This window comes from Azonexus sp. GW821-FHT04F04, from assembly GCF_059420025.1.
Window position 1 is genome coordinate 677517 of the sequence record NZ_JBWKSX010000001.1, and the last position, 22554, is coordinate 700070.

Here is a 22554-nt window from a genome sequence, read left to right on the forward strand (position 1 = left end):
CGCAAAACAAAAACGCCCGCATTGCGCGGGCGTTTTTCTTGAAGCGACGGTCGCTTACAGCGTCTTGCCGGTGAGCTTTTCGTAAGCTTCGATGTACTTGGCGCTGGTCTTGGCGATGACGTCGGCCGGCAGCTTGGGGCCGGGGGCGACTTTGCCCCAGTCGAGGGTTTCGAGGTAGTCGCGGACGAATTGCTTGTCGTAGGAGGGCGGGTTCTTGCCTTCTTCGTACTGGTCGGCCGGCCAGAAACGCGAGGAGTCCGGGGTCAGCGCTTCGTCGATGAGGTGCAGGGTGCCGGCGGCGTCGATGCCGAATTCGAACTTGGTGTCGGCGATGATGATGCCGCGGCCTTTGGCGTAGGCACAGGCTTCTTCGTAGAGGCGGATGGAGGCGATGCGGGCTTCGTCGGCCAGTTGGGCGCCGTTCTTGCCGGTGCCGGCCAGCGCTTCGGCGAGGTCGGCGGCGCAGTTGGCCTGGGCGACGGCGAAGGAGACGTTTTCGTCATGATCGCCGACTGCCGCCTTGGTGGCCGGTGTGAAGATCGGCGACGGCAGCTTCTGGGCCATTTTCAGGCCAGCCGGCAGGGCGATGCCGCAGATGGCGCCGGTTTCCTGGTAGTCCTTCCAGCCCGAACCGATGACATAGCCGCGAACGACGGCTTCGATGGGCAGCGGCTTGAGGCGCTTGACGACGACGGCGCGGCCACGGACCTGCTCGCGCTCGTTTTCGGCGACGACGGTTTCCGGATCGATGCCGGTCAACTGATTGGGAACGATGTGGCCGAGCTTTTCAAACCAGAAGTTGGCGACGGCTTGCAGGACTTCGCCCTTGCGCGGAATCGGGTCCGGCAGGATGACGTCGAAGGCGGAGAGGCGGTCGGTCGTAACGATCAGCAGCTTGTCGGCGTCGACGGCATAGATGTCGCGAACCTTGCCCTTGTTGAGCAGGGGCAGGCTGGTGATGGAGGACTGGAAGAGCGGAGTGGTCACGGCAGATTTCCTGAAGGCGAAAAGGGAAGGATTATAAATTAATGCGGCGTTTCACCGGCTTCGGCCGCAAGTTTCTTGCGCATCTGGCGGGTGCCCCAGAACACCAGTCCGGCGATCACCGGGATCGAAATCGCGGTGATGACGTCGGTGTTCAGGTGATGCAGCTCCTTCGTGCCCTTGGCCAGATACTGCACAAGCTGCGAGCCGTAATAGGTGAGGACGACGACGGAGAGGCCTTCGACCGTTTCCTGCAGGCGAAGTTGCAACTTCGCGCGCTGGTTCATCTGGCCGAGTAGTTCCTGGTTCTGCCGTTCCAATTCGATATCGACGCGGGTGCGCAGCAGCTGGCTGTTGCGGGCAACGCGGGCCGAGAGTTCTTCCTGCCGGCGGCTGATTGCTTCGCAGGTGTTCATCGCCGGCAGCAGGCGGCGCTGCATGAATTCGAAGAAGGTCGGCAGGCCGGAAATGCGCGTTTCGCGCAGTTCCTCGATGCGCTGCATGACCAGCCCGTGATAGGCGCGCGAGGCGCCGAAGCGGAAGGTGGTGCGGGCCACCGAATGTTCGACATCGGCGGCCAGTGCCGACAGCGTGCCGAGTACTTCGCGCTCATCGGTCGGCGACTTGGCCTGGCCGATGCTGTCCATCAGTTCGGCCAGTTTCTTTTCGCCGTCGTACAGCCAGCGGCCGACTTCCTTGGCGACCGGCAGGCCGAGCAGGGACATCAGGCGATAGGTTTCGATCTCGACCAGACGCTGCACGGTGCGGCCGGTCTGGCGCTGGGTCATGCCGTCATTGAGGACAAGAAAGCGCGAGAAGCCGTTGTCGATCTTGAAGTCGGTGAAGATCCAGGCGGTGTCGTCGGCGACCCGGGCGGCGACCATCGTCCGGCCGTTCGGCGTCAGGCTGGCGAGCACCGATTCCGGGCTGATTTCGTCGGTCGACCGCAGCTCGACATGGGTGGCGACGATGAGCTTGCCGGGGATGCCGGCGATCCACTCGGGATGCACCGCGTCGAAGGCGGTGACGTCCGGGTGCAACTCCTCGCCGGTGGCCAGTGGCCGGAAGAAGGTGTAGCTGGAAAATTCGGTGTGCAGCTCCCAGCGCATGCGGAAGGCGCCGGTGTCGATCATCATGTGCGAATCGGAACTGTCGATCGAATTGCAGACGTGTCCCTGGCAGAGCTTGGCGAGATTGTCGCGGGCGGCTGGCGCCTTTTCGGTGCTGTGCTTGAAGACCAGATGCGAGACGAGCATTGCGCCGACCAGCGGCACGGGCGGCCGGGCGTGGAACTCATTGTTGAGGCGCTGGCGGAGCGGGTGCTCCTGCAGTTCGGAAAGCATCAGACGTGGGTGCATGATCGAGGTCGGTGGCGTCATTGTTGCGGTGCAGCAGATTGTAGCGTATGGACTTCAGGATGCGGTGCGGGCCGTGAGATAGCGTCCGAATTCCTTTTCCAGACCCGGCGCCGCCTGTTCCAGCAGGAATTCGCGGAAACGCTGGCCGGCTGGCAAAAGGCGCTTGCTGTTCATGTGCACGACGTACCAGGTGCGCTCGATCGGCGTGCCGATGACGTCGAAAACGCTGACTTCGGACGTCTTCAATTCGAGCGGCAGGGTGTGCAGCGAAATGAGCGCAATGCCCATGCCGGCCATCACCGCCTGCTTGATCGTCTCGTTGCTGCCCATGCTGATCGTCTTGGCCGGCGTGAACAGGTGATTTTTGAACATTTCCTCGGCGACGCGGCGCGAACCGGAGCCTTCCTCGCGGAGCAGGAAGGTGTCGTGGCGCAGCTCCTGCAAATCGAAGCGGCGGGCGTCACGCAGCGGGTGGTCGGAGGGGCCGATCAGCACGTAGGGGTGGCTGGCCATCGGTTCGGCGTGGGCGTCGATTTCGAGCGGGATGCGACCCATCACGGCGAGGTCGATGGCATTGTCCTGCAGCTTTTGCAGCAGGCTTTCGCGATTGCCGACCGAGAACTGGACCTCGATACCGGGATGCGCCTGCGAAAACTGGGCGAGCAGGCGGGGCATGAAATACTTGGCGGTGCTGACCAGCCCCACCGACAGCTGTCCGGTTTCGCCGCCGAGCAGGCCCTGCAGGTTGGCTTCGGCATCCTTGATTTCGCCGAGCACGCGCAGGGCGTGATGGACCAGCAGGTCGCCGGCATCGGTCAGGGCGACGCCGCGGCCCATGCGCTCGAACAGAGGCAGGCCGACGTTGTCTTCGAGCTGCTTGAGCTGCATCGAGACGGCCGGCGGCGTCAGGTGCAGCTCCTCGGCGGCGCGGGCGTAGCTCAGGTGGCGCGCGGCGACGACGAAAATCTGCAGCTGGCGCAGGGTCAGGGTGCGAACGAAGTTCATTGGTGGCTGAATGGTGCGAGAGAAAGGTTCATGGATTCCTTAATGTAGGGGGGCATTTTCCGGGCGTCAATCAGCGCGTCAGGTTCAGGTAAACCATGGGCAGGGTTTCCGGCAGGCGTTCGATCTGGTCGAGCACGCGCCAGCGCTGGCCGAAGATCTCGCCGACATAGGTGTCAGCCTGCGGGTCCAGGCTCAGGCAGAAGGTGCTGATGCCTGCGGTCGACAGCGATTCGACGGCCTTTTTGCCATCGGCGATGAGGTGCTGCGGTTCGCTGACATCAATGTCGGCCGGTTCGCCGTCGGTCAGGATGAGGAGGATGCGTTTTTCGCTGCGCCGCGCCGACAGCAGGTGGCCGGCGTGGCGCATGGCGGCGCCCATGCGCGTGGACCAGCCGGCTTCGACGGCAGCCAGCCGTCCCTTGACGGCATCGTCCCAGGGTTCGGAAAAGCCCTTGATGTGGTGATAGCGCACCTCGTGCCGGGTGTTGGAATGAAAGCCGGCAATGGCGCAGGCGTCGCCCAGTTGGGCTATGGCCCAGGCGAGCAGGGCGACGGCTTCACGGGCGGTGTCGAGGATGCTTTGCGTACTGCCGGGCAGCGTCGCGTTGAGCGACTGCGACAGGTCGATCAGCAGCAGCACGCTGATGTCGCGGCCATTGGTACGGTGGCTGACATTGATGCGCGATTCCGGCTGATGGCCGCTTTTGAGGTCGACCAGGGCGCGGACCGCAACATCGAGATCAAGCTCGCTGCCGTCCTCCTGAAAACGCAGGCGGACGCGGTCCTGTGGCTTGAGCAGATCAAGCAGGCGCTTGAGCTGGCGGGCGAGGACGGCATGTTTTTCCAGCAGGCGGTCAATGTCGGCCGGATTGCCGGCCGGGTGCAGGGCTTCATAAACAGCGCACCAGTCCGGCCGGAAGTCGCCGGTGATGTCGTCCCACTCCGGGTAGTAGCGCGGCGGCAGGCCGCTGGCTTCGTCGCTGGCCTGGGCTGGCGGCGGCGAAAAACTTTCCTCCTCGTCGCCGGCCTCGATGAAGGTCCACAAGTGGCGGTTGTCGTCGCGGTAATCGACTTCGGTGTCGGCGAAATGCACCTTGGCGAACTGGTCGCTGGCCTGCCGGCTGCGCGTGACATAGCTCAGGGCCAGATCGGCCATGGCACGGGTCGAGGCCGTGCCCTCGGCGAGCAGGGCGCGGAAGCGGCCGGCGAATTCGACGAGCAGCGGGTTTTGATAGCCGTGGGCGGCATCGAGGCAGGCGCGGGACAGGCAGATCAGGCGATGGCGCAGACAGTTCTCGCGTGCCGGGTCGCAGGCGTTTTCGGCCGGCTGCGGGTGCAGGGCGAGGAGCAGCGGTGCCAGCCCCGGGAAGCGGCGCATGATCAGGGCGTCGATGCGCGCATCTTCCAGTGTTTCAACGGCCATGCGTTGCATCGGGCTCCAGTTGTCGGCGATCAGCGGCATGCTCCAGCAGCGATGGCCGGCCAGGTGGGCGAGCATGGCGCGATAGCGGGCCAGGCCCGAATGATCGCCTTTGTCGGCCAGCGCATCGGGCAGGCGCAGGCCGTCGGCGGCGAGGTAGGGCAGGACCGGCCGCTCGCTGAAAATGGTCGGGCAGGGAACCAGGGCGCTGTCGTCCTGCCACAGTGCCTGCAGGGTCAGCGCCAGCTGGCGTTCGACATCGGCGAACAGCGTGCCTTCGCGTTCCCGTTGCAGGATGGCGCGGCTTTCCGGCGATTCGAGGCTGAAATAGGCGCGCTGCTTGTCCGGGTGGTCGCCGTTCAGGCGGATGCCGTCATCGATCCAGCGCTTCAGGCCGGCCAGCGAAACAACGCCGAGCAGACGCGGGGCCTGGCCGAAAAAGACCGGCAGCGACGGGCTGGGTTCGGTGACGTGGTGGCCGTGGATGGAGCCCGAGGTGCGGGTGGCCAGATCGAGGCTCAGCGTCAGGTAATGCTGCAGGGCCTCGGCCGTGCGCAGGCGTTCGGCAACGGCGCCCAGCGTTTGCAGCAGCGGCGTGACGGCCGGGCCGTTGGGCGATTTCTGCAGGCAGCGGATGGCGGCCATGACGGCTGGCAGCGTGGCCGATTGGGGCAGGCGCGTGGCGTCGACGACGCGCGGCCAGTGTTCGAGAAAGGCGAGCAGGGGTTCGGCGCCGCGCCCGAGTTTGCCGATGACCCGGGCCGCTTCGAGAAAGGCCGGCAACTCGTCGGCGGCGATGACGCGTTTGGCCGCCAGCCAGCATTCGTCAAAAACATCGGCGGCGGCAGCGAAGCCGGAATCGAGGACGGCCCACGCCGCCTGCGATTCCGGGTTGGCCATCAGGCGTTGCCGGGCATCGGCGACGCTGCGGATGCCGGGAACGGCCATCGCCGGCTAGCCGAAAATGGCGGCGATGGCGTGATCGAGTGTGGCGATCACGTCGGCGTCATCGGTGATCGGGCGGACCATGGCCATCTTGCAGGCATCGGCGGGGGCGACGCCCTGATTGATCAGCTGGGCGGCGTAGACGATCAGGCGGGTCGAGATGCCTTCATCCAGACCGTGGCCTTTCAGGCGCCGGCCAGCCTGGGCAACCAATATCAATTTTTGGGCAATTTCCGGGTTGACCGTGGCTTCGCTGGCGACGATGGTCGCTTCAAGGTCGGCCGGCGGGTAATCGAACTGGAAGGCGGTGAAACGCTGCTTGGTCGATTGCTTGAGATCCTTCATCAGGCTCTGGTAGCCGGGGTTGTAGGAAATGACCAGCTGGAAGTCGGGGTGGGCCTCGACCAGTTCGCCCTTCTTGTCGAGCGGCAGGGTGCGGCGGTGGTCGGTCAGCGGGTGGATGACGACCAGCGTGTCCTGCCGCGCCTCGACGATTTCGTCGAGGTAGCAGATGGCGCCGATGCGGGCTGCCACCGTTAGCGGGCCGTCCTGCCAGCGCGTGCCGTTGGCGTCGAGCAGGAAGCGGCCGACCAGGTCGGCGGCCGTCATGTCTTCGTTGCAGGCGACGCTGATCAGGGGCTTGCCGAGCCGCCAGGCCATGTATTCGACCAGCCGCGATTTGCCGCAGCCGGTCGGCCCCTTGAGCATGACCGGCAGGCGGGCGGCGTAGGCGGCGGCATAGAGCGCCACTTCGTTGCCCTGCGGCTGGTAGAAGGGTTCGCGGTGCAGCTTGTAGGCGTCGGCTTGGTTCATGTTCGTTCTCGTTGGCTGAGATGAAAAACCCCGCCGCAGCGGGGTTGGCCGGGGCAATTACTTATGCACGCCGAGTTTTTCGCGCCAGCCCGGGTAGATCTGGTCGGCATCCTTGGGGAAGGAAACGAAGGCACGGGCAAATTCCGGATGCTCCTTGGCCCATTCGATCGGGTCGGCCTTGGCCTTCCAGCATTCGTAGGCCTGACGCAGCGACTTGGCGCCGGCGGCCGGGCTGTCGATGTGGCCGTAGGCGCCGCCACCGGCGGTGTTGATGACGTTGCCGTGGCCGAGGTTCTCGAAGAAGCCGGGCAGGCGCAGGGCGTTCATGCCGCCGGAAATGATCGGCGTCGTAGGCTTCATGCCGTACCACTCCTGGTGGTAGGCCGGGCCGGTGTAGCTGTCGCGCTCGATGATGTAGGCGATGGCGCGGTCGTCCTTGTCGCCTTCCATCTTGCCGTAGCCCATGGTGCCGACGTGGATGCCGGAAGCGCCTTGCAGGCGCGACATCTTGGCCAGCACGTAGGCGGTGTAGCCGCGCTTGGCCGAGGGCGAGGTGACGGCGCCATGGCCGGCGCGGTGGTAGTGCAGATACTGGCCGGGGAACTGGCGGCGGGCGGTGGTGATCATGCCCGGACCGCCGACGTAGCCGTCGACCAGGAAGGCCACCTTGTCGGCGTCCGGCCCGAAGGTTTCGAGGACGTATTCGCCGCGAGCGACCATTTCGTAATGATCGTCGGCGGTGATGTTGGCCGAGAATATCTTGGCCTCGCCGGTTTCGTCCATGGCGCGCTTCATCGCGTCATAGACCAGGGGCATGACCTTCTTCATCGGCGCGAAAACCTGGTTGCCCTGTGGCTCGTCGTTCTTGATGAAGTCGCCACCGAGCCAGAACTGGTAGGCGGCGTGGGCGAAGGGTTCTGGACGCAGGCCGAGCTTCGGCTTGATGATGGTGCCGGCAATGTAGCCGCCATCCTTGATCGGCCGGCCGAGGATGCGCCACATGTCGGAAATGTCCTTGGCCGGGCCGTCGAACAGTTCAATGGCCCGGCGCGGCATGTAGAAGTCGTACATCTTGGCGTGCTCGATGTCGCCCATGCCCTGATTGTTGCCGATGGTCAGGGTCAGGAAGGAAACCAGCATCATGCGGCCGTCGGTGATGTTGCGGTCGAAGAGATCGATCGGATAGGCGATGCGCATTTCCTCGGTCGCCTCGTCGATCTGATAGACCAGCGCATCGACGCCCTTGGTGAATTCGTCGGTGGTGCACACCTCGACGTTGGTGCCGGTCGATGACTCGGCGGCGAAGTGGGCTGCCGCTTCGAGATAGCCGTGGCCAGCCTTCGGTTTCATCTTGTAGGCCACCAGGATGTGGCGGCCGCCGGCGATCAGGTCTTCTTCCCTGAGGCTGAGGTCGGCGTAGCGGTTTGACTGGTCCATCGTCTTGTCTCCTTGATTGTTCGTCGGGGAAAAACTATGGACTGAATGCTAGGCGTGGCTATTGATAAATAATAGTCACGTGTTTTTATTGGACACTTAAGCTATTTGTGATCTTTTGGTGTGGCATCGGCAAATCGGTTTTCAGGCAAAAATCGGCGTTGACCGTGGCAGATGAAGGGAAAGCGGGGCCACGGGCTGAGTGGCGTAAAATGGCGGGCTGACCAGGGCGCGAACGTGCCGGCCTGACCACTGACAAAGGGACTATGAAAGACTATTACGGATTGCTTGGCGTCTCGCCCGATGCGACCACCGAGCTGATCAAGACGGCCTACCGCAAGAAGGCGGCACAGTTTCACCCTGACCGCAACCCGGCGCCCGATGCGGCCGCCAAGTTCCGCGAGGTGCAGGAGGCTTACGAGGTGCTGGCGGATGTCGATCGCCGCAAGGTTTATGACGAGACGCGACGCTCCAGCCTGATCGATGACCCCCTGGCCGTAGCGCGCGAAATCTGGTCCAGCCATTTAGGAAAAATGCAGCAGTGAAAAAATCTTATTACTTTGCCGAACTGTCATCGTCCTACGACGCCGAAATCCAGGACCTGCTCAACGACTCGGAGGGCAAGTTGGCGCTCAAGGCCCGGCTCAAGGAAAAGCGTCAGGAACTGGCGTCCATCCTGCCGATGATCGAATTCGCCCCGGAGATGGTCGTGCCGGTGTTCTACGACGCGTTTTCCTTTGCCAATCCGAAAGCGATGGCAGCGGTGGTCGACTGCGAGCCGGATGACGGCGACTTCCCCGCCTGGGATCATGTTTCCCCGCTCGTCACGGTGGCCGATTGGGCCGCACCGTATCTCGCCGCCGTGCTGGCCGAACGGGCCGGTGAGGAGTTCATGGTGACGGCTGTCAGTCTGGAGTTCATCCGCAAATTCGATCACAGCGCACCGCCGGCTGCGGCCGAAGATGACGAGGATGAAGACCGCGAGCGCAGCGACGACGATGACGGGCGCGAAGATGATGATGGCGAGCGCGACCTGGCCGAAGCTGGCGACGACTGGCTGGGCGAGCAGGGCTTCGATTCGCTCAAGTCCTGATCCTCAGGCCGCAAAATTCGATCTATTTGATAAGGCAAGACATGACGCATCCCGTTGTACTCAAGACATCCCAGCTGATCCTGGCCGGCGACCTCAAGGGCGCCGAAACGGCGCTGGCCAACATCGCCGACAGCGAGGGCGACGACGCCCTGGTCGAGGTCATGAACGATATCGCGCCGAAGGATTTGCTGGCCGTCATGCGCGGCTTCGACGGCTCCAAGCAGTCGGTCGTCAATATGCTCGTCACACCCGAGCAGTTCGCCCGCGCCGTCATTCTTGAAACGCGCTACCGCGACCAGACCCACGCCGCCCTGCACGGCATGATGAACGCCGTGCTCTACCGCGACGAAGAGATGGCGGCCGAGTACCTCGAGGCGATCGGCGAGATCGAAGGCGGCTACGAAGTGCTGGCCAATTATTTCGCCGAGCGCGACGACGAACTGCTCGCCTTCGCCATGTCCGGCGTCTTCTCGGAAGACTTCGACGCCGAGCATGCGCATGAATCGAAGTCGATCTCGTGGCTCAACGAAAAGATCGAAGAGATCGACGAAGCCCTGCACGAAGGCAATTCCATCGCCGGCTCGCGCCCCAAGGTGCCGCGTTCGCAAATCGCCGACCACGACTGGCAGGAAACCGCCTGGGTGCTGCGCTACGAACTGTCGGATATTTTCGAGCAGATCGTCATCACCCTGCGCGACCGCCTGCAGCACCGCGTCGAAATGCTGGAGGAAGGCGAAGCCGAGGACAGCAAGCCGAAATCGGCCCCGGCCGCGGCGGTCGATGACGAGGAATCGGCGCTCTAAGGATGGCGGCAATGAACAACTCCGTTGCGGTCGTCGATGACCGCCCATTTTTCGAGAAAGCCGTCCGCTTCGGGCTTGAGCATGGCGTCCTGACGCGCGAAACGATGGCCCGCATCGAAGCCGATGCGCCCAAGGGCATCGTCCAGATTGCCGACCATTTCGGCACCGCCTACCTGCGTACCGATCTCGAAAGTGCCGTGACGCGCATGGCCAACCTGATCAGCCTCTATCTCGAAGACTTCTCGAACGGCGACCTGCGAGCCGCCGCCATGTCCTTGCGCGACAACACGCTGCTCTCCCATTCGCGCGGCGGCTCGGAAATGCTCAAGCGCCTGCACGCGATGCCCGGCGAAACCAGCCTGCACGCGCGCAAAGTGGACGCGCAAGGGCAGAAAATCTTCGTCAACGAGCGCAGCTTCGCCTTCCCGCTCAGCGTCGCCAGCTATCGGGCGCAGGTCGCGCAGTGCCAGGCCAACCAGATGCGCATCGACTTCGCCCGCTGGCTGGCCCGGCAACTGAACACCCGGCCGGAAGAGTGCGAAGATTACAGCGCCGAGGAAGTCATCCGCTCGGCCATGCTGCTTCTTTACGTCGGCGCCAAAACGCTGGAAATGCCGTCGAAGCGCGAGTTCGTCAATCTCATCGAGGCGCTGCGCAAGAAGACTTTCAAGCACAAGCCGGCTATCGTCGATGCCTTCCTGCGCGAGGCGCCGACGGCCTTCCAGGAAATGACCCGGCAGGCCATGCAGGGCTTCATCGATGACGCCCTGCCGCGCCTCAAGTCGCCGGAAAAGTCGCCCGACGAAATCCTCCACGCCGAAGCCCAGGGTGCCTTTTTTGTCCGCGACCTGCCGGAAGAAGACGTCGTTGCCTACGACCGTCTGGTCGCCAAGGAGTGGGTGCGGATCACCAAGGGCAACGCCGACGATCCGGCCGTGCTGGCCACCATTTTCCTCAGCGTCGCCACCGGCCACCAGCCGAAGGCCGCCGCCCTGCTCAAGGACGCGAAGAGCATCATCGCCGCCTTCCGCACCCAGGGTTTTGACAGCAAGGCCGTGCTCGCCTTTATCGAAGAACACGCCCCGTTCGAGCAGCGCGAAGACCTCAAGCTGATGTGGACGCAGGATTTGCAGCCGGACGCCGAAATCCATCTCGCCGACAACGACCCGCAAATGCCGGACAGCCACATGGATCGCGCCTTGCAGTATTTCCGCCAGAACTGCGTGGCGAACTGGAAGGGCGGCCGTTAGGGAGGTTGCCACGGTCAACCCGAAAAAACGGCCAAAAATGAAATGGCTTGGCAAATGCCAAACCATCCCCATCGCACTTGCCATACGGCTGACTCACAAATTCCTTAAAATAAGCAGCCATGAAATCGCCGTTGCTCTCGCTGTGCCGTTCCCTCTCGCTGGCCATCCTCGCCAGCCTGAGCCTGAGCGCCTGCCTGGCCACGAAAGCGCCACGTTCCTACCAGTCCGAAGCCTTCTCCAGCGAGACCCCGTTCCAGTACTACAGCAGCCGGGACGCCGAAGCCGCCTGCGAAATCGGCAAGCGCGCCCTGCTCAGCCAGGGCTATCAGATCGACGAAGAAAAACCGCAAAGCGTTCGCGGCGAGAAATTTTTCCGGCCGCGGCCCGACGAGGCCAACCGGCTCAGCATCACCCTAGTCTGCCTGCCAAGCAGCCTCGGCGCAGTCATCTACGCCAGCGCCCTGGAAACCCAGTACGAGATGAAATCGAAGGGCAGCAGCGCCGGCGTCAGCGTTTCAGCACTCGGCTCGGTCTCCCTGCCGTGGGCCATCGACAAGGACACCCTGGTCAAGGTCGGCGAAGAAACCGTGATCGCTCACGATTTTTACCAGCGGCTTTTCGATCTGATCAAGTCGCTCGACAGTTAGCGGCCCGCTTCAACTCCCTCCCCTTTTAAGGGGGAGGAGCCAGATCGCCGTCCCCCGCCTATTCCCGCTCCGAATAAGTCGGCAGGCGGATGGCGAAGACGACGCCGATCAAACGCAGGGCGAGCACCACCGCCATGCCGCTCCAGGCAGCGATGACCGGCGACACGCCAAGAGCCTGCAGTCCGATCAGCGTTAGCGCCCCGGCCCAGGCGGCCGAGGCATAGGGTTCACCCGGCACGAAGATAAGCGGCACTTCGTTGCACAACACGTCGCGCAGCACGCCACCGACGACGCCCGTCGTCACGCCGAGCAGGCTGGCGACCAGCCAGGGCGCGTTGAGATCGAGCGCAACCTGGGTGCCGGTAATGGCAAACAGCGCCAGCCCGATGGCATCGGGAATCAGGAACAGGCGTTGCGGCAACTTCAGCCCGCGCACCACGAAGAAAACGAGCACCGTGGTGCCGAAAGCGACGAGCAGGTAAGTCTGGTCGCTGATCCAGAACACCGGCCGGTCGAGCAGCACGTCGCGCACCGTGCCGCCACCGAGCGCCGTCGCCATGCCAACCATGGCGACGCCAACCAGATCCATGCGCTTGCGCCCGGCGTCGAGCACGCCGGTCAGCGCGCTGACCGCGACGGCGGCAAGGCCGATCCAGTAAAGCAGGTTTTCCATGATTGATTGAAATGAGCCGGGAGCGCGAAGTGTAGCGGTTTGCGCTGCCTGATGCCTGTTACGGGATATCTCCGGATTTGAGCATCCCTTCTCGTGCCCTCAGACTAGGGATGGCGCGCATCACCCATTGGCAATCTTCGCCAAGAACGGCCCGGGATTCCAAAAGTGACGAGCGCTTCAAGCAGATTGCAGGCTCGTGATTTGCCGCTCATAAATAAAAAAGGGAGCCGAAGCCCCCTCTTGCCAACCGAGTTGTGTCCGGTCAGTTTGGTTTGTTCTTGCGGCGATATCCCATCAGGCCGATCAGGCCAAGGCCCATAAGGGCAAGGCTGCCGGGTTCGGGCACTTGGTTGCTCAAACCGTTTTGCGCAGCCAGCATGGCTCCTTGAAGGTATTTAACAGTGAAATTGTTAATGTCTTCAGCGGTTCCATAAGGACCCGGATCCATTGCCAGGTAATTGAAGGAGCCACCATTGGCGTAGGTTCGGAATGCAGCAATGGCATTGCCCTCGCTATTAGCCCCCAGAAGCACCGTATCCGGAGTCGCAAACAGGTGCTCGACATGGTAAGTGAGACTGTTGTTGATTGGGTTGTAGTACGAGGGCAGGAACTGCGTGGCCGCATTGTTCGCTACGGTATTCCATGAGCCGTTAGCCCCGTCGGTATGCCAGCAACCGCCAGAGTTGTTGATGTACAGCCCCGTCCATGATGACCAGCCGCCGCCATCGCAGGAGCCGCCGAATACAATGACGTCCGCGCCGGTATTCAGTGCGCTGGTGTAATTCTGGTAGGGACCGTAGCCCCCGTCGTAGGAAAGGATTAGGGTTGTCCCCGCACCGAGGCTGGTTGGCATGGTTGTGCCAATGTTGGTGAAGGTGACGCCAAGCGCATTGAGTGATGTTGCAATGTTGGATGTGGCATTTCCCGCCAGAACCACCGATGCTTGAGCACCCCCCGCAGATATTCCCATGCAGATAAATGCTGCCAGCGCTACTTTATTGAAAGCCATTATTGGTTCCCCTGAGTATTTTTAGAGAGCTGATTTTGCGTGCAGGCGAGCGGGATGGCCGTGGCGAATTTCACGGATGGCAAGAAGATATTGAGGGGGCTACCAGTAACGGCAGGGGTTTTTTCAAGGAGAAAGTGAACGGACCGAGGTTTTGACCGGCGGGAGGCCAACCGCCGGCAAATCGAAAATTGTTACAGTCAGCGCCATCCGCTCAGGTTATAACTAGCTGTCATCAGTCGAAGGCACTCTCCGCATCTCCCTCAAGCGCCCATGTCCATCATCTCCAAAACCGATCAGCAACTGATCTTCCATCCCCTCGACTTCACCCTCGCCGTGCTGCGCAACTTCAGCAAAAACCAGGGATTGTTGCTGGCTGGCGCGGTGGCCTACTACGCGCTGCTCTCGCTGCTGCCGATGATCATCCTGCTCGTCCTCGGCCTGTCGCACTGGGTCGATCAGGCCGAACTGCTCGCCACCCTGCAGCGTTACCTCGAATGGCTGGTGCCCAGCCAGTCGGCCGCCGTGCTCGCCGATGTCTCGGGCTTCATCGGCCACGGCGTGTCGATCGGCGTCGTCCTGCTCGGCACCCTGGTGTTCTTCAGCTCGCTGACCTTTTCCATCCTGCAAAAAGCCATGGCGCAAATTTTTGCCCACCGCCACATCACGGAAAAACGCCACGCCCTGGTCGCCGCGCTGCTTCCCTACAGCCTGCTCCTGGTCGCCGGCGTCGCCCTGTTCGGCATTACCGTGCTGTCGGTCACCATCCAGACCCTGTCGCAGGAAAGCATCACCCTGTTTGGCGCCGAATGGTCACTGCGCCGACTCTCCGGTCCGGCTTTCTACGGCATGGGGCTGGCTGGTGAAATCCTCATCCTGACCCTTTTCTACGTCGTCCTGCCCGGCGGCCGCACGCGCATCCGCCACGCACTGCTCGGCGCGGCGGTCATCACCGTGATCTGGGAAATCGTCCGCCACGTGCTCGTCTGGTACTTCGCCACCCTGTCGAGCGCCAGCGTCGTCTACGGCTCGCTGACCACCGCCGTCGTCGTCCTGTTCAGCATCGAACTGGCGGCGACTTTGCTGCTCCTCGGTGCTCAGGTGATTTCGGAGTACGAGCAGCTCGAAAGCCGGCTGGGCGATGCTGGTGCCACCAGCTGAGCAGTTCCCACGGTCAACCGGGAATAATGGGCAAAACTGAAATCCTGCCAACCGGCTCAGGCATCACCCAAAAGCTGTGTGTTTAAGTGCCATTTGCAATATTGGCCAAATATTCATACTGTCCGGGTTGTCGACTACCGCTCGTTAGGCACAATGCATCCTGCGCTTCCAATGCCAAAGCTCGTCAGCGGCCTTGCTGCTCTATTTTTAGCGGTAAGCAGCTCGCACTTTTTGGCTGTTGCTAAGCCTCATAATCTGGCCGCCGAACTTGGGTCGACTCAAATGGCCAATGCTTATGACAATGGTACGTTTCCTTATGCCAGGTGGTTGGTGGAGGCAGATTCAGTCGCGTTACGCCAACTGGCTGAGCTTCGCCGCGTCCTTAAGAAATCCGCTCAAATCACTATCGGCATTGCAGCTGTTGTTGCAATAGCGCTCTTCATTTTTGGAAAGATCGATCTGTCCCTGCCTATCGATAGCGGCAAGCTAGTAACGGCGGCAGGGGTATTCGCGGCTACTTGGGCATCTGTTCTTCAGTTTCATCCAGTCAATCGCACCTTTCGGGGAAACTTCGTTCACGAGGTTGCGCACGATGCCGCTGTTCGTGCTTTCTTTGTGTGTGGCGCGCTACTGGGAGCGGTGGGTGCCCTATGGTGGGAATGAGCCATCCTAACAATCCGCGCCCCGGCTACCAGCGCAACGGCTAAAGGGGCCAAGCTCGATTCAAACCATAAATAATGGAGGGCAGGCCACGGTTTCGGCTGCCTGGGCATACCCGTAGTCGGTCCCTCGTTTTGATTCGACCAATACCTCACCCCTTGGAGGTTGTAGATGAATTCCACCGAAATGCGCGCGCTGGTTGAGCGATTCATTGACGCATACAACCGCATGGATATTTCTGGAATGCTTCTTGTGGTTCATCCTGATGTCGAGTTCAAGAACATCTCGAATGGCATCGTGAATGCCAGTACAAGTGGAGCCGCCGAGTTCAAAGCGCTTGCGGAGCATGCCTTGACGCTGTTCTCCGAACGACATCAGGAGTTGCTTAGCTTTGAAACTACAGGAAATAAGGCCGTCGCATCCATCGGGTTCCGTGGTGTGGTGGCCAGTGATCTTCCAGATGGGTTAAAGAAGGGCACGATCTTTAAACTGTCAGGTCGCTCGGAGTTTGAGTTCTTGGGCGGCAAGATCGTCAGGATCACAGATATCAGTTGAGCGCCTTCGTGTTGACCAGGCCATCCTGAGTTCCAAAAAGACAGGCCGCAGTTTGAGTTCTTGAACGGAATGGGAAATCCATCGGCTCAATCCTGGTTTGGCTGCCAGGCGCACAGACTCCCACGGTCAACCGGAAAAAACAGCCAAATTTGAAATCTGCTCTCCGGCGGCTGGCGCCGAGTTTCCCTCCGCTCTGACTTACTGAGCTGCCGAGCTTTCGGTTTTCTCGATTTCCGTCAGCGTCAAATAGCCGTCCTGGGTGTTGACGACCTTGTAGATGGCGTCGGGCTTGGCCTGGGCCTTTTTGAGCACGGACTGCCATTCGAGTTCGGCCAGGCGCAGGCCGTCGATTTTCTTGTGCAGCGTGGCGACGCTGTCGGCCAGTTCGGTCTTGAGGTCTTCGTTGAATTGCTCGACCTTTTTGGCGGTGGGGTTCATAACGATCAGCACGGTGTTGGCGAGCGTCAGCACAAGCGCTACGCCGACGAGGATCACCGTCAGTTTTTCAAATGATCGCGCCTTGACGGGTTGCTCCTGGCTGTCTTTGGATTCTTTTTCGCTCATGGTCTCGTTCCCGGGTTGCTTGGTGTATCAGCTACTACGGCTGATGTGGGGGAGAACTTGAGTTTTGTGTGGCGGGGCGGGTTTTTGCGCGTGCTACGGTCAACCGGAAATATGGGCCAAATTTGAAATTGTCGGGCCGGCTATGGCGTCGAGGTCGACTTCCCGCAGGTCGGCCAGTACCCGCCAGGCGCTGCTGAAGTCATCGCCGGCGGTGTAGTCGTTGGGCGTGACGAGGCAGCGCAGGCCGGCGGCGCGAGCGGCGTCCAGGCCGTTGGCAGAGTCTTCGACGGCCAGGCAGTTGTCGGCCGGCAGGGCGAGGCGGTCGAGGACCCAGCAGTAGATGTCGGGGGCGGGTTTCTTGTTGGCCACGATGTCGCCGGCGCCGATGACCTCGAACCAGCCCGGGGCGTCCGGCCCGAGCGTGGCGTGGAGCAGCGCGGTGACATTTTCCGGGGTGGTTGTGGTGGCGATGGCAAGGCGCAGGCCGCGCTGGCGGGCGTGCTGGATGAGCGCGGCGACGCCGGGGCGGAGCGGCAGGCTGCCGGAGTCGACGAGGCGCAGGTAGTGGCGCGTCTTGGCGGCGTGGAGGTCGCGGACGAGCACGTCAAATTCGGGCCGGGCGGCGAGGGCGGGGGCGTGGCGGGTAGCGTAGTGGCGGATGCGTTCCTTGCCGCCGGTGATGGCGAGCAGCTCGCCGTACAGCCTTTCATCCCAGTGCCAGTCCAGTCCGAGATCAGCGAAGGCGTGGTTGAAGGCGGGGCGATGGCCGTCGCGCTCGGTGTCGGCCAGCGTGCCGTCGACGTCGAAGATCAGGGCGTGGAGTGGGAGCATGCGCTGAACGATAACCGGGGGTGATTCGGGCATCCAGTCAGGATTTCTGAAGTGGCCGGTAAGCATCGCGTTAATAAGCTATAACTTACTCAGGCGATAAGAAAATCTGACTGTTACTTAATTAATAAGTCACTTATCTTGATTGCCAATGCGGTAACACAAGAATGATTGGAGACACCATGCAATTCGGCCGTACCACCCTCTCGAAGTTTGTTATTGAAAACACCCGCGCCAGCCACGGCGAACTCGGCGCCTTGCTCATTGACGTCGCCGCCGCCGTCAAAACCATCTCGGCGATGGTCGCCAAGGGGGCGCTGGCTGGTCATCACGGCGCACTGGAGAGTACCAATATCCAGGGCGAGGTGCAGAAGAAGCTCGATGTGCTGACCAACGAAGCCATCCTGCGTCACTGCGAGTGGGGCGGTCAACTGGCCGGCATGGCTTCCGAGGAAATGGATGATCCCTATCCGATTCCGGCCGAATACCCGCGCGGTCGCTACCTGCTCGTCTTCGACCCGCTTGATGGCTCGTCGAATAGCGACGTCAATGTCTCGGTCGGCACCATTTTCTCCATTTTTGCCCGGTCGACCGCAGGTGATGCGGAGCTTGGCGACTACCTGCGCCAGGGCAGCGAGCAGGTCGCCGCCGGTTACGCCATCTACGGCCCGTCGACGATGATGGTGCTGACGCTCGGCAACGGCACGCACGGTTTCACGCTTGATCGCGAGAGCGGCAACTTCCTGCTGACCCACGCCAATATCCGCGTCCCGGAAGACACCCGCGAATTCGCCATCAACACCTCCAACGAACGTTTCTGGGAGCCGCCGGTGCAGCGCTACGTCAGCGAGTGCAAGGCCGGCAAGACGGGCGTGCGCGGCGAGGATTTCAATACCCGCTGGATCGCCTCGATGGTCGCCGAAGTGCACCGCATCCTGATCCGCGGCGGCATCTTCATGTACCCGAAGGACAGCAAGGATCCGTCCAAGCCGGGCCGCCTGCGCCTGCTCTATGAAGCCAACCCGATGGCCATGCTCATCGAGCAGGCCGGCGGCGCGGCGAGTACCGGCCGCCAGCGCATCCTCGACGTGGCGCCGGACAGCCTGCACCAGCGCGTGCCGGTCATCCTCGGCTCGAAGAACGAGGTCGAGCGGCTCGAGCGCTACCACCAGGAATACGACACCGGGGCCGATCGGCCGTTTGTCTCGCCGCTGTTCTCCGACCGTTCCTTGTTCCGCGACCCGGCCTAGGGCAAAAGAATTCACATCTGCAGGGAGAAACAAATGTCCGTCAAACACCCCATCATCGCCATCACCGGTTCGTCCGGCGCCGGCACCAGCACGGTGATGCAGAGCTTCCAGCACATCTTCCGCCGCGAGTGCCTCAATGCCCAGATCGTCGAGGGCGATTCTTTCCATCGCTACGACCGAATGGCGATGCGCGCCGAAATGAAAGCGCAGGAGGAGGCCGGCAATCGCAACTTCAGCCACTTCGGCCCGGAGGCCAATCTGCTTGAGGAGTTGCAGGACCTGTTCATCGCCTACGGCAAGAGCGGCACCGGCAAGGTCCGTAAATACCTGCACGATGCCGGCGAGGCCGAGCCTTTCGGCCAGCAGCCGGGCACCTTCACGCCGTGGCAGGAGATCACCGCGGCGACCGACCTGATGTTCTATGAAGGCCTGCACGGCGCCTATGCCGATGACCAGATCGACATTGCCAAGCAGGTCGACCTCTGCGTCGGCGTCGTGCCGACCATCAACCTCGAATGGATCCAGAAGCTGCACCGCGACCAGAAAATGCGTGGCTATTCGCAGGAGGCGGTGACCGACACCATCCTGCGCCGCATGCCGGATTACGTCAGCCACCTCTGCCCGCAGTTCTCGCGCACCCACGTCAATTTCCAGCGCGTGCCCATCGTCGATACCTCCAACCCCTTCATCGCCCGTGACATTCCGACGGCCGACGAAAGCATGGTGGTGATCCGCTTCGCCAATCCGAAGGGCATCGACTTCCAGTACCTCATCAACATCCTGCACGGCGCCATGATGACCCGCCCGAACACCCTGGTCGTGCCCGGCGGCAAGATGGGCCTGGCCATGCAGATGATATTCACGCCGATGGTTTTGCGGTTGATGGACCACAAGCGTCGCGCCTGACTATAGAAAATGGAGAGAGACATGGACCGCAACCAGACCGAAACCACCTTCCGCCGCGAACTGGCCAACGCCGTCCGCTTCCTCGCCATCGACGCCGTCAATCAGGCCAAATCCGGCCATCCCGGCGCGCCGATGGGCATGGCCGACATCGCCGAAGTGCTGTGGCGCGACCACCTCAAACACAACCCGGCCAACCCGCAGTGGCCCGATCGCGACCGTTTCGTGCTGTCCAACGGCCACGGCTCGATGCTGCTCTACGCGCTGCTCCATCTGACCGGCTACGACCTCAATCTCGACGACCTCAGGAACTTCCGCCAGTTCGGCAGCCGCACCGCCGGCCACCCGGAAGTCGGCCACACGCCCGGCGTCGAGACGACCACCGGGCCGCTCGGCCAGGGCCTGACCAACGCCGTCGGCATGGCGCTGGCCGAAAAGCTGCTGGCCCAGCGTTACAACCGGCCGGGCTGCGACATCGTCGATCACCGGACCTGGGTTTTCGTCGGCGACGGCTGTCTGATGGAAGGCATCAGCCACGAAGCCTGCTCGCTGGCCGGCGTCTGGGGGCTCGACAAGCTGACCTGCTTCTACGACGACAACGGGATTTCCATCGACGGCCACGTCAAAGGCTGGTTCCGCGACGACACCCCGGCCCGCTTCCGCGCCTACGGCTGGCACGTCATCGGGCCGATCGACGGCCATGATTCGGCCGCGCTGACCGCCGCCATCGCCGAGGCCAAGGCGGTCACCGGCCAGCCGACGCTGATCGTCTGCCGCACCCAGATCGGCTGGGGCTCGCCGAACAAGGCCGGTTCGCACGACGTGCATGGCGCGCCGCTCGGTGCCGACGAAACGGCCGCCACCCGGGCCGCCCTTGGCTGGCCGCATGCGCCGTTCGAAGTGCCGGACAGCCTGCGTACCGCATGGAATGCGCGTAGCGCTGGCGCCGCCGCCGAAACCGGCTGGCAGACCCGATTCGCCGCCTACCGCGCCCAGTATCCGGAACTCGCCGCCGAGTTCGACCGCACCCAATCCCACGGTCTACCGGAAAAATGGCCCGAAATCAAAAATGAGCTGCTTGCTGCGGCCGGCCGCAAGGAAGCCGCCACCGCCACCCGCAAGTCGTCGCAGAACTGCCTCGACCTGCTGGTCGACCGGGTGCCCGAACTGCTCGGCGGCTCGGCCGACCTGACCGGTTCCAACCTGACTGCCGGCAAGGGCAGCGTCGCCCTGCACGAGGCCGGCGAGCGCCAGGCCAACTACGTTTCCTACGGCGTCCGCGAGTTCGGCATGACGGCGATCATGAACGGTGTCGCCCTGCATGGCGGGCTGATTCCCTACGGCGGCACCTTCGCCGTGTTCTCCGACTACGCCCGCAACGCCATCCGGATGAGCGCGCTCATGAACCAGCGCGTCGTCCATGTCCTGACCCACGATTCCATCGGCCTTGGCGAGGACGGCCCGACCCACCAGCCGGTCGAACACGCCAGCAGCCTGCGCATCATTCCCGGCCTCGACCTGTGGCGCCCCTGTGACGAGCTGGAAACAGCCATCGCCTGGGCCGAAGCGCTCGAGCGCCAAAACGGACCTTCCGCCCTCTTTTTGTCGCGTCAAAACCTGCCGCAATACGGCGGCGCGGCGAGCCGGGCGGAAGGTGCCAGCCGTGGCGGCTACGTGCTCTCCGAAGCCGACGGCCAGCTGCAGGCGGTGATCATCGCCACCGGCTCCGAAGTCGCCATCGCCATGCAGGCACAGGCCATCCTGAAAGCCGGCGGGGTCGCCGTGCGCGTCGTTTCGATGCCCTGCACGCGGCGCTTCGACCAGCAGTCTTCAACGTGGAAAAAGCTCGTGTTGCCGCCGGACGTCTGCCGCGTCGCCATCGAAGCCGGGCAGACCGATTTCTGGCACAAGTACGTCGGCCTTGATGGCGACGTCCTCGGCATCGACGAATTCGGCGCCTCGGCCCCGGCTCCGGTGCTCTACGAGCATTACGGCCTGACCGCCGACAACCTGGCGCAGACGGTGCTGCGCACCATCGTCAGTGCGGGGGGAAGTGATGGTGATTTCTGATGCCTGACCCGACGCCCGCCTAGCCCGGCCCAACCCTAATTCAAGCTGTCCCGAATGCCCGTTGTTGCGGGCGTAACGGGCCGGCTCGCTCAAGAATTCTTAATCATCAGGAGACAACACCATGCCAATACGGGTGGCAATCAACGGCTTCGGCCGGATCGGGCGCATGGCCTTCCGGGCCATCGCCAGGGAGGCGGAGTTCGCCGACATCGAGGTGGTCGCCATCAACGACCTGCTCGAACCGGACTACCTCGCCTACATGCTCAAGTACGACTCGGTGCACGGTAATTTCGACGGCGCCGTGGCGGTCGACGGCAACGACTTGATGGTCAATGGCCGCCGTATCCGCCTGAGCGCCGAGCGCCATCCCGAGCAACTGAAATGGGACGAGGTCAAAGCCGATGTGGTGATCGAAGCGACCGGCCATTTCCTGACCCACGAAGGCTGCCTCAAGCACGTCCACGCTGGCGCCCGCAAGGTTGTCCAGTCGGCGCCGGCCAAGGATTCGACACCGATGTTCGTCTACGGCGTCAATCACGATACCTACGCCGGCGAGGACATCGTTTCGGCCGCCTCGTGCACGACCAACGGCCTGGCCCCGGTGGCCAAGGTGCTCAACGACAAGTTCGGCATCAAGCGCGGCCTGATGAGTACGGTGCATGCCGCGACCGCCACGCAAAAGACCGTCGACGGTCCGTCCGGCAAGGACTGGCGCGGTGGGCGCGGCATCCTGGAAAACATCATCCCGTCCTCGACCGGCGCCGCCAAGGCCGTCGGCAAGGTCATTCCGTCCCTCAACAAAAAACTGACCGGCATGGCCTTCCGCGTGCCGACCTCCGATGTGTCAGTCGTCGACCTGACGGTCGAACTCGAAAACCCGGCCTCCTACGAAGAAATCTGCGCCGCCATGAAGGCCGCCTCGGAATCCGGCCCGCTCAAGGGCGTGCTCGGCTATACCGGCGACAGCGTCGTGTCGACCGACTTCCGCGGCTGCCGCCTGCCCTCGATCTTCGACGCCGGCGCCGGCATCGCGCTCGACCCGACCTTCGTCAAGGTTGTCGCCTGGTACGACAACGAGTACGGCTACACCTGCAACCTGCTGCGCCTTGTCCAGCACATTGCGCACTGAAAG

22 protein-coding genes are annotated in these 22554 nt (G+C 62.7%); 12 read left to right on the top strand and 10 right to left on the bottom strand.

Annotation, left to right across the window (positions count from 1 at the left end; translation table 11 throughout):
• Window positions 1–54 precede the first annotated feature (54 nt).
• The 6 genes from AC07TV_RS03290 to AC07TV_RS03315 all read right to left on the bottom strand — a co-directional run bounded on the left by AC07TV_RS03290 (window position 55) and on the right by AC07TV_RS03315 (window position 7962).
• Window positions 55–987, bottom strand: coding sequence for a phosphoribosylaminoimidazolesuccinocarboxamide synthase (locus AC07TV_RS03290; RefSeq protein WP_494646973.1), 933 nt, complete (start codon window positions 985–987; stop codon window positions 55–57).
• A 38-nt stretch (window positions 988–1025) separates the two neighbouring features.
• Window positions 1026–2363 (bottom strand): DUF3422 family protein, encoded by a 1338-nt coding sequence (locus AC07TV_RS03295; protein ID WP_494646974.1) that lies wholly within the window; start codon window positions 2361–2363, stop codon window positions 1026–1028.
• A gap of 33 nt (window positions 2364–2396) precedes the next feature.
• Window positions 2397–3347, bottom strand: a complete 951-nt coding sequence (locus AC07TV_RS03300) for a LysR family transcriptional regulator (RefSeq protein ID WP_494646975.1) — start codon at window positions 3345–3347, stop codon at window positions 2397–2399.
• A gap of 70 nt (window positions 3348–3417) precedes the next feature.
• Window positions 3418–5715, bottom strand: coding sequence for a nitric oxide reductase activation protein NorD (locus tag AC07TV_RS03305; protein WP_494646976.1), 2298 nt, complete (start codon window positions 5713–5715; stop codon window positions 3418–3420).
• A 6-nt stretch (window positions 5716–5721) separates the two neighbouring features.
• Window positions 5722–6525: a CbbQ/NirQ/NorQ/GpvN family protein gene (locus AC07TV_RS03310; RefSeq protein ID WP_494646977.1), complete on the bottom strand. Its 804-nt coding sequence runs from the start codon at window positions 6523–6525 to the stop codon at window positions 5722–5724.
• 57 nt (window positions 6526–6582) lie between these two features.
• Entirely contained in the window at window positions 6583–7962 is a 1380-nt protein-coding gene (locus tag AC07TV_RS03315; protein ID WP_494646978.1) for a ribulose-bisphosphate carboxylase, read from the bottom strand.
• Between the two features lie 263 nt (window positions 7963–8225).
• On the opposite strand from AC07TV_RS03315, the gene AC07TV_RS03320 reads away from it, so the two are divergent.
• From AC07TV_RS03320 to AC07TV_RS03340, 5 genes are all read left to right on the top strand, one after another.
• The gene (locus tag AC07TV_RS03320; RefSeq protein ID WP_226497087.1) at window positions 8226–8504 is read left to right on the top strand and encodes a DnaJ domain-containing protein; all 279 of its coding nucleotides are present in this window, start codon (window positions 8226–8228) and stop codon (window positions 8502–8504) included.
• Window positions 8501–9052, top strand: a complete 552-nt coding sequence (locus tag AC07TV_RS03325; protein ID WP_494646979.1) for a hypothetical protein — start codon at window positions 8501–8503, stop codon at window positions 9050–9052. The genes AC07TV_RS03320 and AC07TV_RS03325 overlap by 4 nt, the downstream gene beginning before the upstream one ends.
• Window positions 9053–9093: 41 nt before the next feature.
• On the top strand, window positions 9094–9855 hold the full coding sequence (locus AC07TV_RS03330; protein WP_494646980.1) for a hypothetical protein: 762 nt from the start codon (window positions 9094–9096) through the stop codon (window positions 9853–9855).
• Between the two features lie 11 nt (window positions 9856–9866).
• Window positions 9867–11105 (top strand): hypothetical protein, encoded by a 1239-nt coding sequence (locus AC07TV_RS03335; RefSeq protein ID WP_494646981.1) that lies wholly within the window; start codon window positions 9867–9869, stop codon window positions 11103–11105.
• A 119-nt stretch (window positions 11106–11224) separates the two neighbouring features.
• Window positions 11225–11752 (top strand): DUF2242 domain-containing protein, encoded by a 528-nt coding sequence (locus AC07TV_RS03340; protein ID WP_310493918.1) that lies wholly within the window; start codon window positions 11225–11227, stop codon window positions 11750–11752.
• Between the two features lie 58 nt (window positions 11753–11810).
• On the opposite strand, the gene AC07TV_RS03345 is transcribed toward AC07TV_RS03340, so the two are convergent.
• Both AC07TV_RS03345 and AC07TV_RS03350 read right to left on the bottom strand, forming a co-directional pair.
• A complete protein-coding gene (locus AC07TV_RS03345; RefSeq protein WP_494646982.1) occupies window positions 11811–12425 on the bottom strand; it encodes a trimeric intracellular cation channel family protein in 615 nt (204 codons plus the stop codon).
• Between the two features lie 262 nt (window positions 12426–12687).
• Complete coding sequence (locus AC07TV_RS03350; protein WP_494646983.1) at window positions 12688–13434, bottom strand: PEP-CTERM sorting domain-containing protein; 747 nt, start codon at window positions 13432–13434, stop codon at window positions 12688–12690.
• A 270-nt stretch (window positions 13435–13704) separates the two neighbouring features.
• Between AC07TV_RS03350 and AC07TV_RS03355 the strand changes: the two genes are divergently transcribed.
• The 3 genes from AC07TV_RS03355 (at window position 13705) to AC07TV_RS03365 (ending at window position 15807) form a co-directional block, all read left to right on the top strand.
• Window positions 13705–14592, top strand: coding sequence for a YihY/virulence factor BrkB family protein (locus AC07TV_RS03355; RefSeq protein WP_494646984.1), 888 nt, complete (start codon window positions 13705–13707; stop codon window positions 14590–14592).
• A 171-nt stretch (window positions 14593–14763) separates the two neighbouring features.
• A complete protein-coding gene (locus tag AC07TV_RS03360; protein ID WP_494646985.1) occupies window positions 14764–15255 on the top strand; it encodes a hypothetical protein in 492 nt (163 codons plus the stop codon).
• Between the two features lie 168 nt (window positions 15256–15423).
• Window positions 15424–15807: a nuclear transport factor 2 family protein gene (locus tag AC07TV_RS03365; protein WP_494646986.1), complete on the top strand. Its 384-nt coding sequence runs from the start codon at window positions 15424–15426 to the stop codon at window positions 15805–15807.
• A 198-nt stretch (window positions 15808–16005) separates the two neighbouring features.
• Here the strand turns inward: AC07TV_RS03365 and AC07TV_RS03370 are convergent, their stop codons facing one another.
• Together AC07TV_RS03370 and AC07TV_RS03375 are read right to left on the bottom strand one after the other, a co-directional pair.
• A complete protein-coding gene (locus tag AC07TV_RS03370; protein WP_494646987.1) occupies window positions 16006–16371 on the bottom strand; it encodes a hypothetical protein in 366 nt (121 codons plus the stop codon).
• Window positions 16372–16470: 99 nt separating this feature from the next.
• Window positions 16471–17235, bottom strand: a complete 765-nt coding sequence (locus AC07TV_RS03375; protein WP_494646988.1) for an HAD family hydrolase — start codon at window positions 17233–17235, stop codon at window positions 16471–16473.
• A 146-nt stretch (window positions 17236–17381) separates the two neighbouring features.
• Here AC07TV_RS03375 and AC07TV_RS03380 point away from each other — a divergent pair, with 146 nt between their 5' ends.
• From AC07TV_RS03380 to gap, 4 genes are all read left to right on the top strand, one after another.
• Window positions 17382–18449 carry a class 1 fructose-bisphosphatase gene (locus AC07TV_RS03380; RefSeq protein WP_494646989.1) on the top strand — a complete coding sequence of 356 codons (1068 nt, stop codon included), beginning with the start codon at window positions 17382–17384 and terminating at the stop codon, window positions 18447–18449.
• Between the two features lie 33 nt (window positions 18450–18482).
• Window positions 18483–19355 carry a phosphoribulokinase gene (locus tag AC07TV_RS03385; protein WP_494646990.1) on the top strand — a complete coding sequence of 291 codons (873 nt, stop codon included), beginning with the start codon at window positions 18483–18485 and terminating at the stop codon, window positions 19353–19355.
• A gap of 21 nt (window positions 19356–19376) precedes the next feature.
• Window positions 19377–21422 carry a transketolase gene (tkt, locus tag AC07TV_RS03390; protein WP_494646991.1) on the top strand — a complete coding sequence of 682 codons (2046 nt, stop codon included), beginning with the start codon at window positions 19377–19379 and terminating at the stop codon, window positions 21420–21422.
• 121 nt (window positions 21423–21543) lie between these two features.
• Window positions 21544–22551 (top strand): type I glyceraldehyde-3-phosphate dehydrogenase, encoded by a 1008-nt coding sequence (gap, locus tag AC07TV_RS03395; RefSeq protein ID WP_494646992.1) that lies wholly within the window; start codon window positions 21544–21546, stop codon window positions 22549–22551.
• Window positions 22552–22554 lie beyond the last annotated feature (3 nt).

Bases quoted from the DNA above. Each gene is read 5' to 3' on its own strand.
- AC07TV_RS03295 (WP_494646974.1), bottom strand. From the start codon at position 2,363: ATGACGCCACCGACCTCGATCATGCACCCACGTCTGATGCTTTCCGAA.
- AC07TV_RS03300 (WP_494646975.1), bottom strand. From the start codon at position 3,347: ATGAACTTCGTTCGCACCCTGACCCTGCGCCAGCTGCAGATTTTCGTC.
- AC07TV_RS03305 (WP_494646976.1), bottom strand. From the start codon at position 5,715: ATGGCCGTTCCCGGCATCCGCAGCGTCGCCGATGCCCGGCAACGCCTG.
- AC07TV_RS03310 (WP_494646977.1), bottom strand. From the start codon at position 6,525: ATGAACCAAGCCGACGCCTACAAGCTGCACCGCGAACCCTTCTACCAG.
- AC07TV_RS03315 (WP_494646978.1), bottom strand. From the start codon at position 7,962: ATGGACCAGTCAAACCGCTACGCCGACCTCAGCCTCAGGGAAGAAGAC.
- AC07TV_RS03320 (WP_226497087.1), top strand. From the start codon at position 8,226: ATGAAAGACTATTACGGATTGCTTGGCGTCTCGCCCGATGCGACCACC.
- AC07TV_RS03330 (WP_494646980.1), top strand. From the start codon at position 9,094: ATGACGCATCCCGTTGTACTCAAGACATCCCAGCTGATCCTGGCCGGC.
- AC07TV_RS03335 (WP_494646981.1), top strand. From the start codon at position 9,867: ATGAACAACTCCGTTGCGGTCGTCGATGACCGCCCATTTTTCGAGAAA.
- AC07TV_RS03340 (WP_310493918.1), top strand. From the start codon at position 11,225: ATGAAATCGCCGTTGCTCTCGCTGTGCCGTTCCCTCTCGCTGGCCATC.
- AC07TV_RS03345 (WP_494646982.1), bottom strand. From the start codon at position 12,425: ATGGAAAACCTGCTTTACTGGATCGGCCTTGCCGCCGTCGCGGTCAGC.
- AC07TV_RS03350 (WP_494646983.1), bottom strand. From the start codon at position 13,434: ATGGCTTTCAATAAAGTAGCGCTGGCAGCATTTATCTGCATGGGAATA.
- AC07TV_RS03355 (WP_494646984.1), top strand. From the start codon at position 13,705: ATGTCCATCATCTCCAAAACCGATCAGCAACTGATCTTCCATCCCCTC.
- AC07TV_RS03360 (WP_494646985.1), top strand. From the start codon at position 14,764: ATGCCAAAGCTCGTCAGCGGCCTTGCTGCTCTATTTTTAGCGGTAAGC.
- AC07TV_RS03365 (WP_494646986.1), top strand. From the start codon at position 15,424: ATGAATTCCACCGAAATGCGCGCGCTGGTTGAGCGATTCATTGACGCA.
- AC07TV_RS03370 (WP_494646987.1), bottom strand. From the start codon at position 16,371: ATGAGCGAAAAAGAATCCAAAGACAGCCAGGAGCAACCCGTCAAGGCG.
- AC07TV_RS03375 (WP_494646988.1), bottom strand. From the start codon at position 17,235: ATGCCCGAATCACCCCCGGTTATCGTTCAGCGCATGCTCCCACTCCAC.
- AC07TV_RS03380 (WP_494646989.1), top strand. From the start codon at position 17,382: ATGCAATTCGGCCGTACCACCCTCTCGAAGTTTGTTATTGAAAACACC.
- AC07TV_RS03385 (WP_494646990.1), top strand. From the start codon at position 18,483: ATGTCCGTCAAACACCCCATCATCGCCATCACCGGTTCGTCCGGCGCC.
- tkt (WP_494646991.1), top strand. From the start codon at position 19,377: ATGGACCGCAACCAGACCGAAACCACCTTCCGCCGCGAACTGGCCAAC.
- gap (WP_494646992.1), top strand. From the start codon at position 21,544: ATGCCAATACGGGTGGCAATCAACGGCTTCGGCCGGATCGGGCGCATG.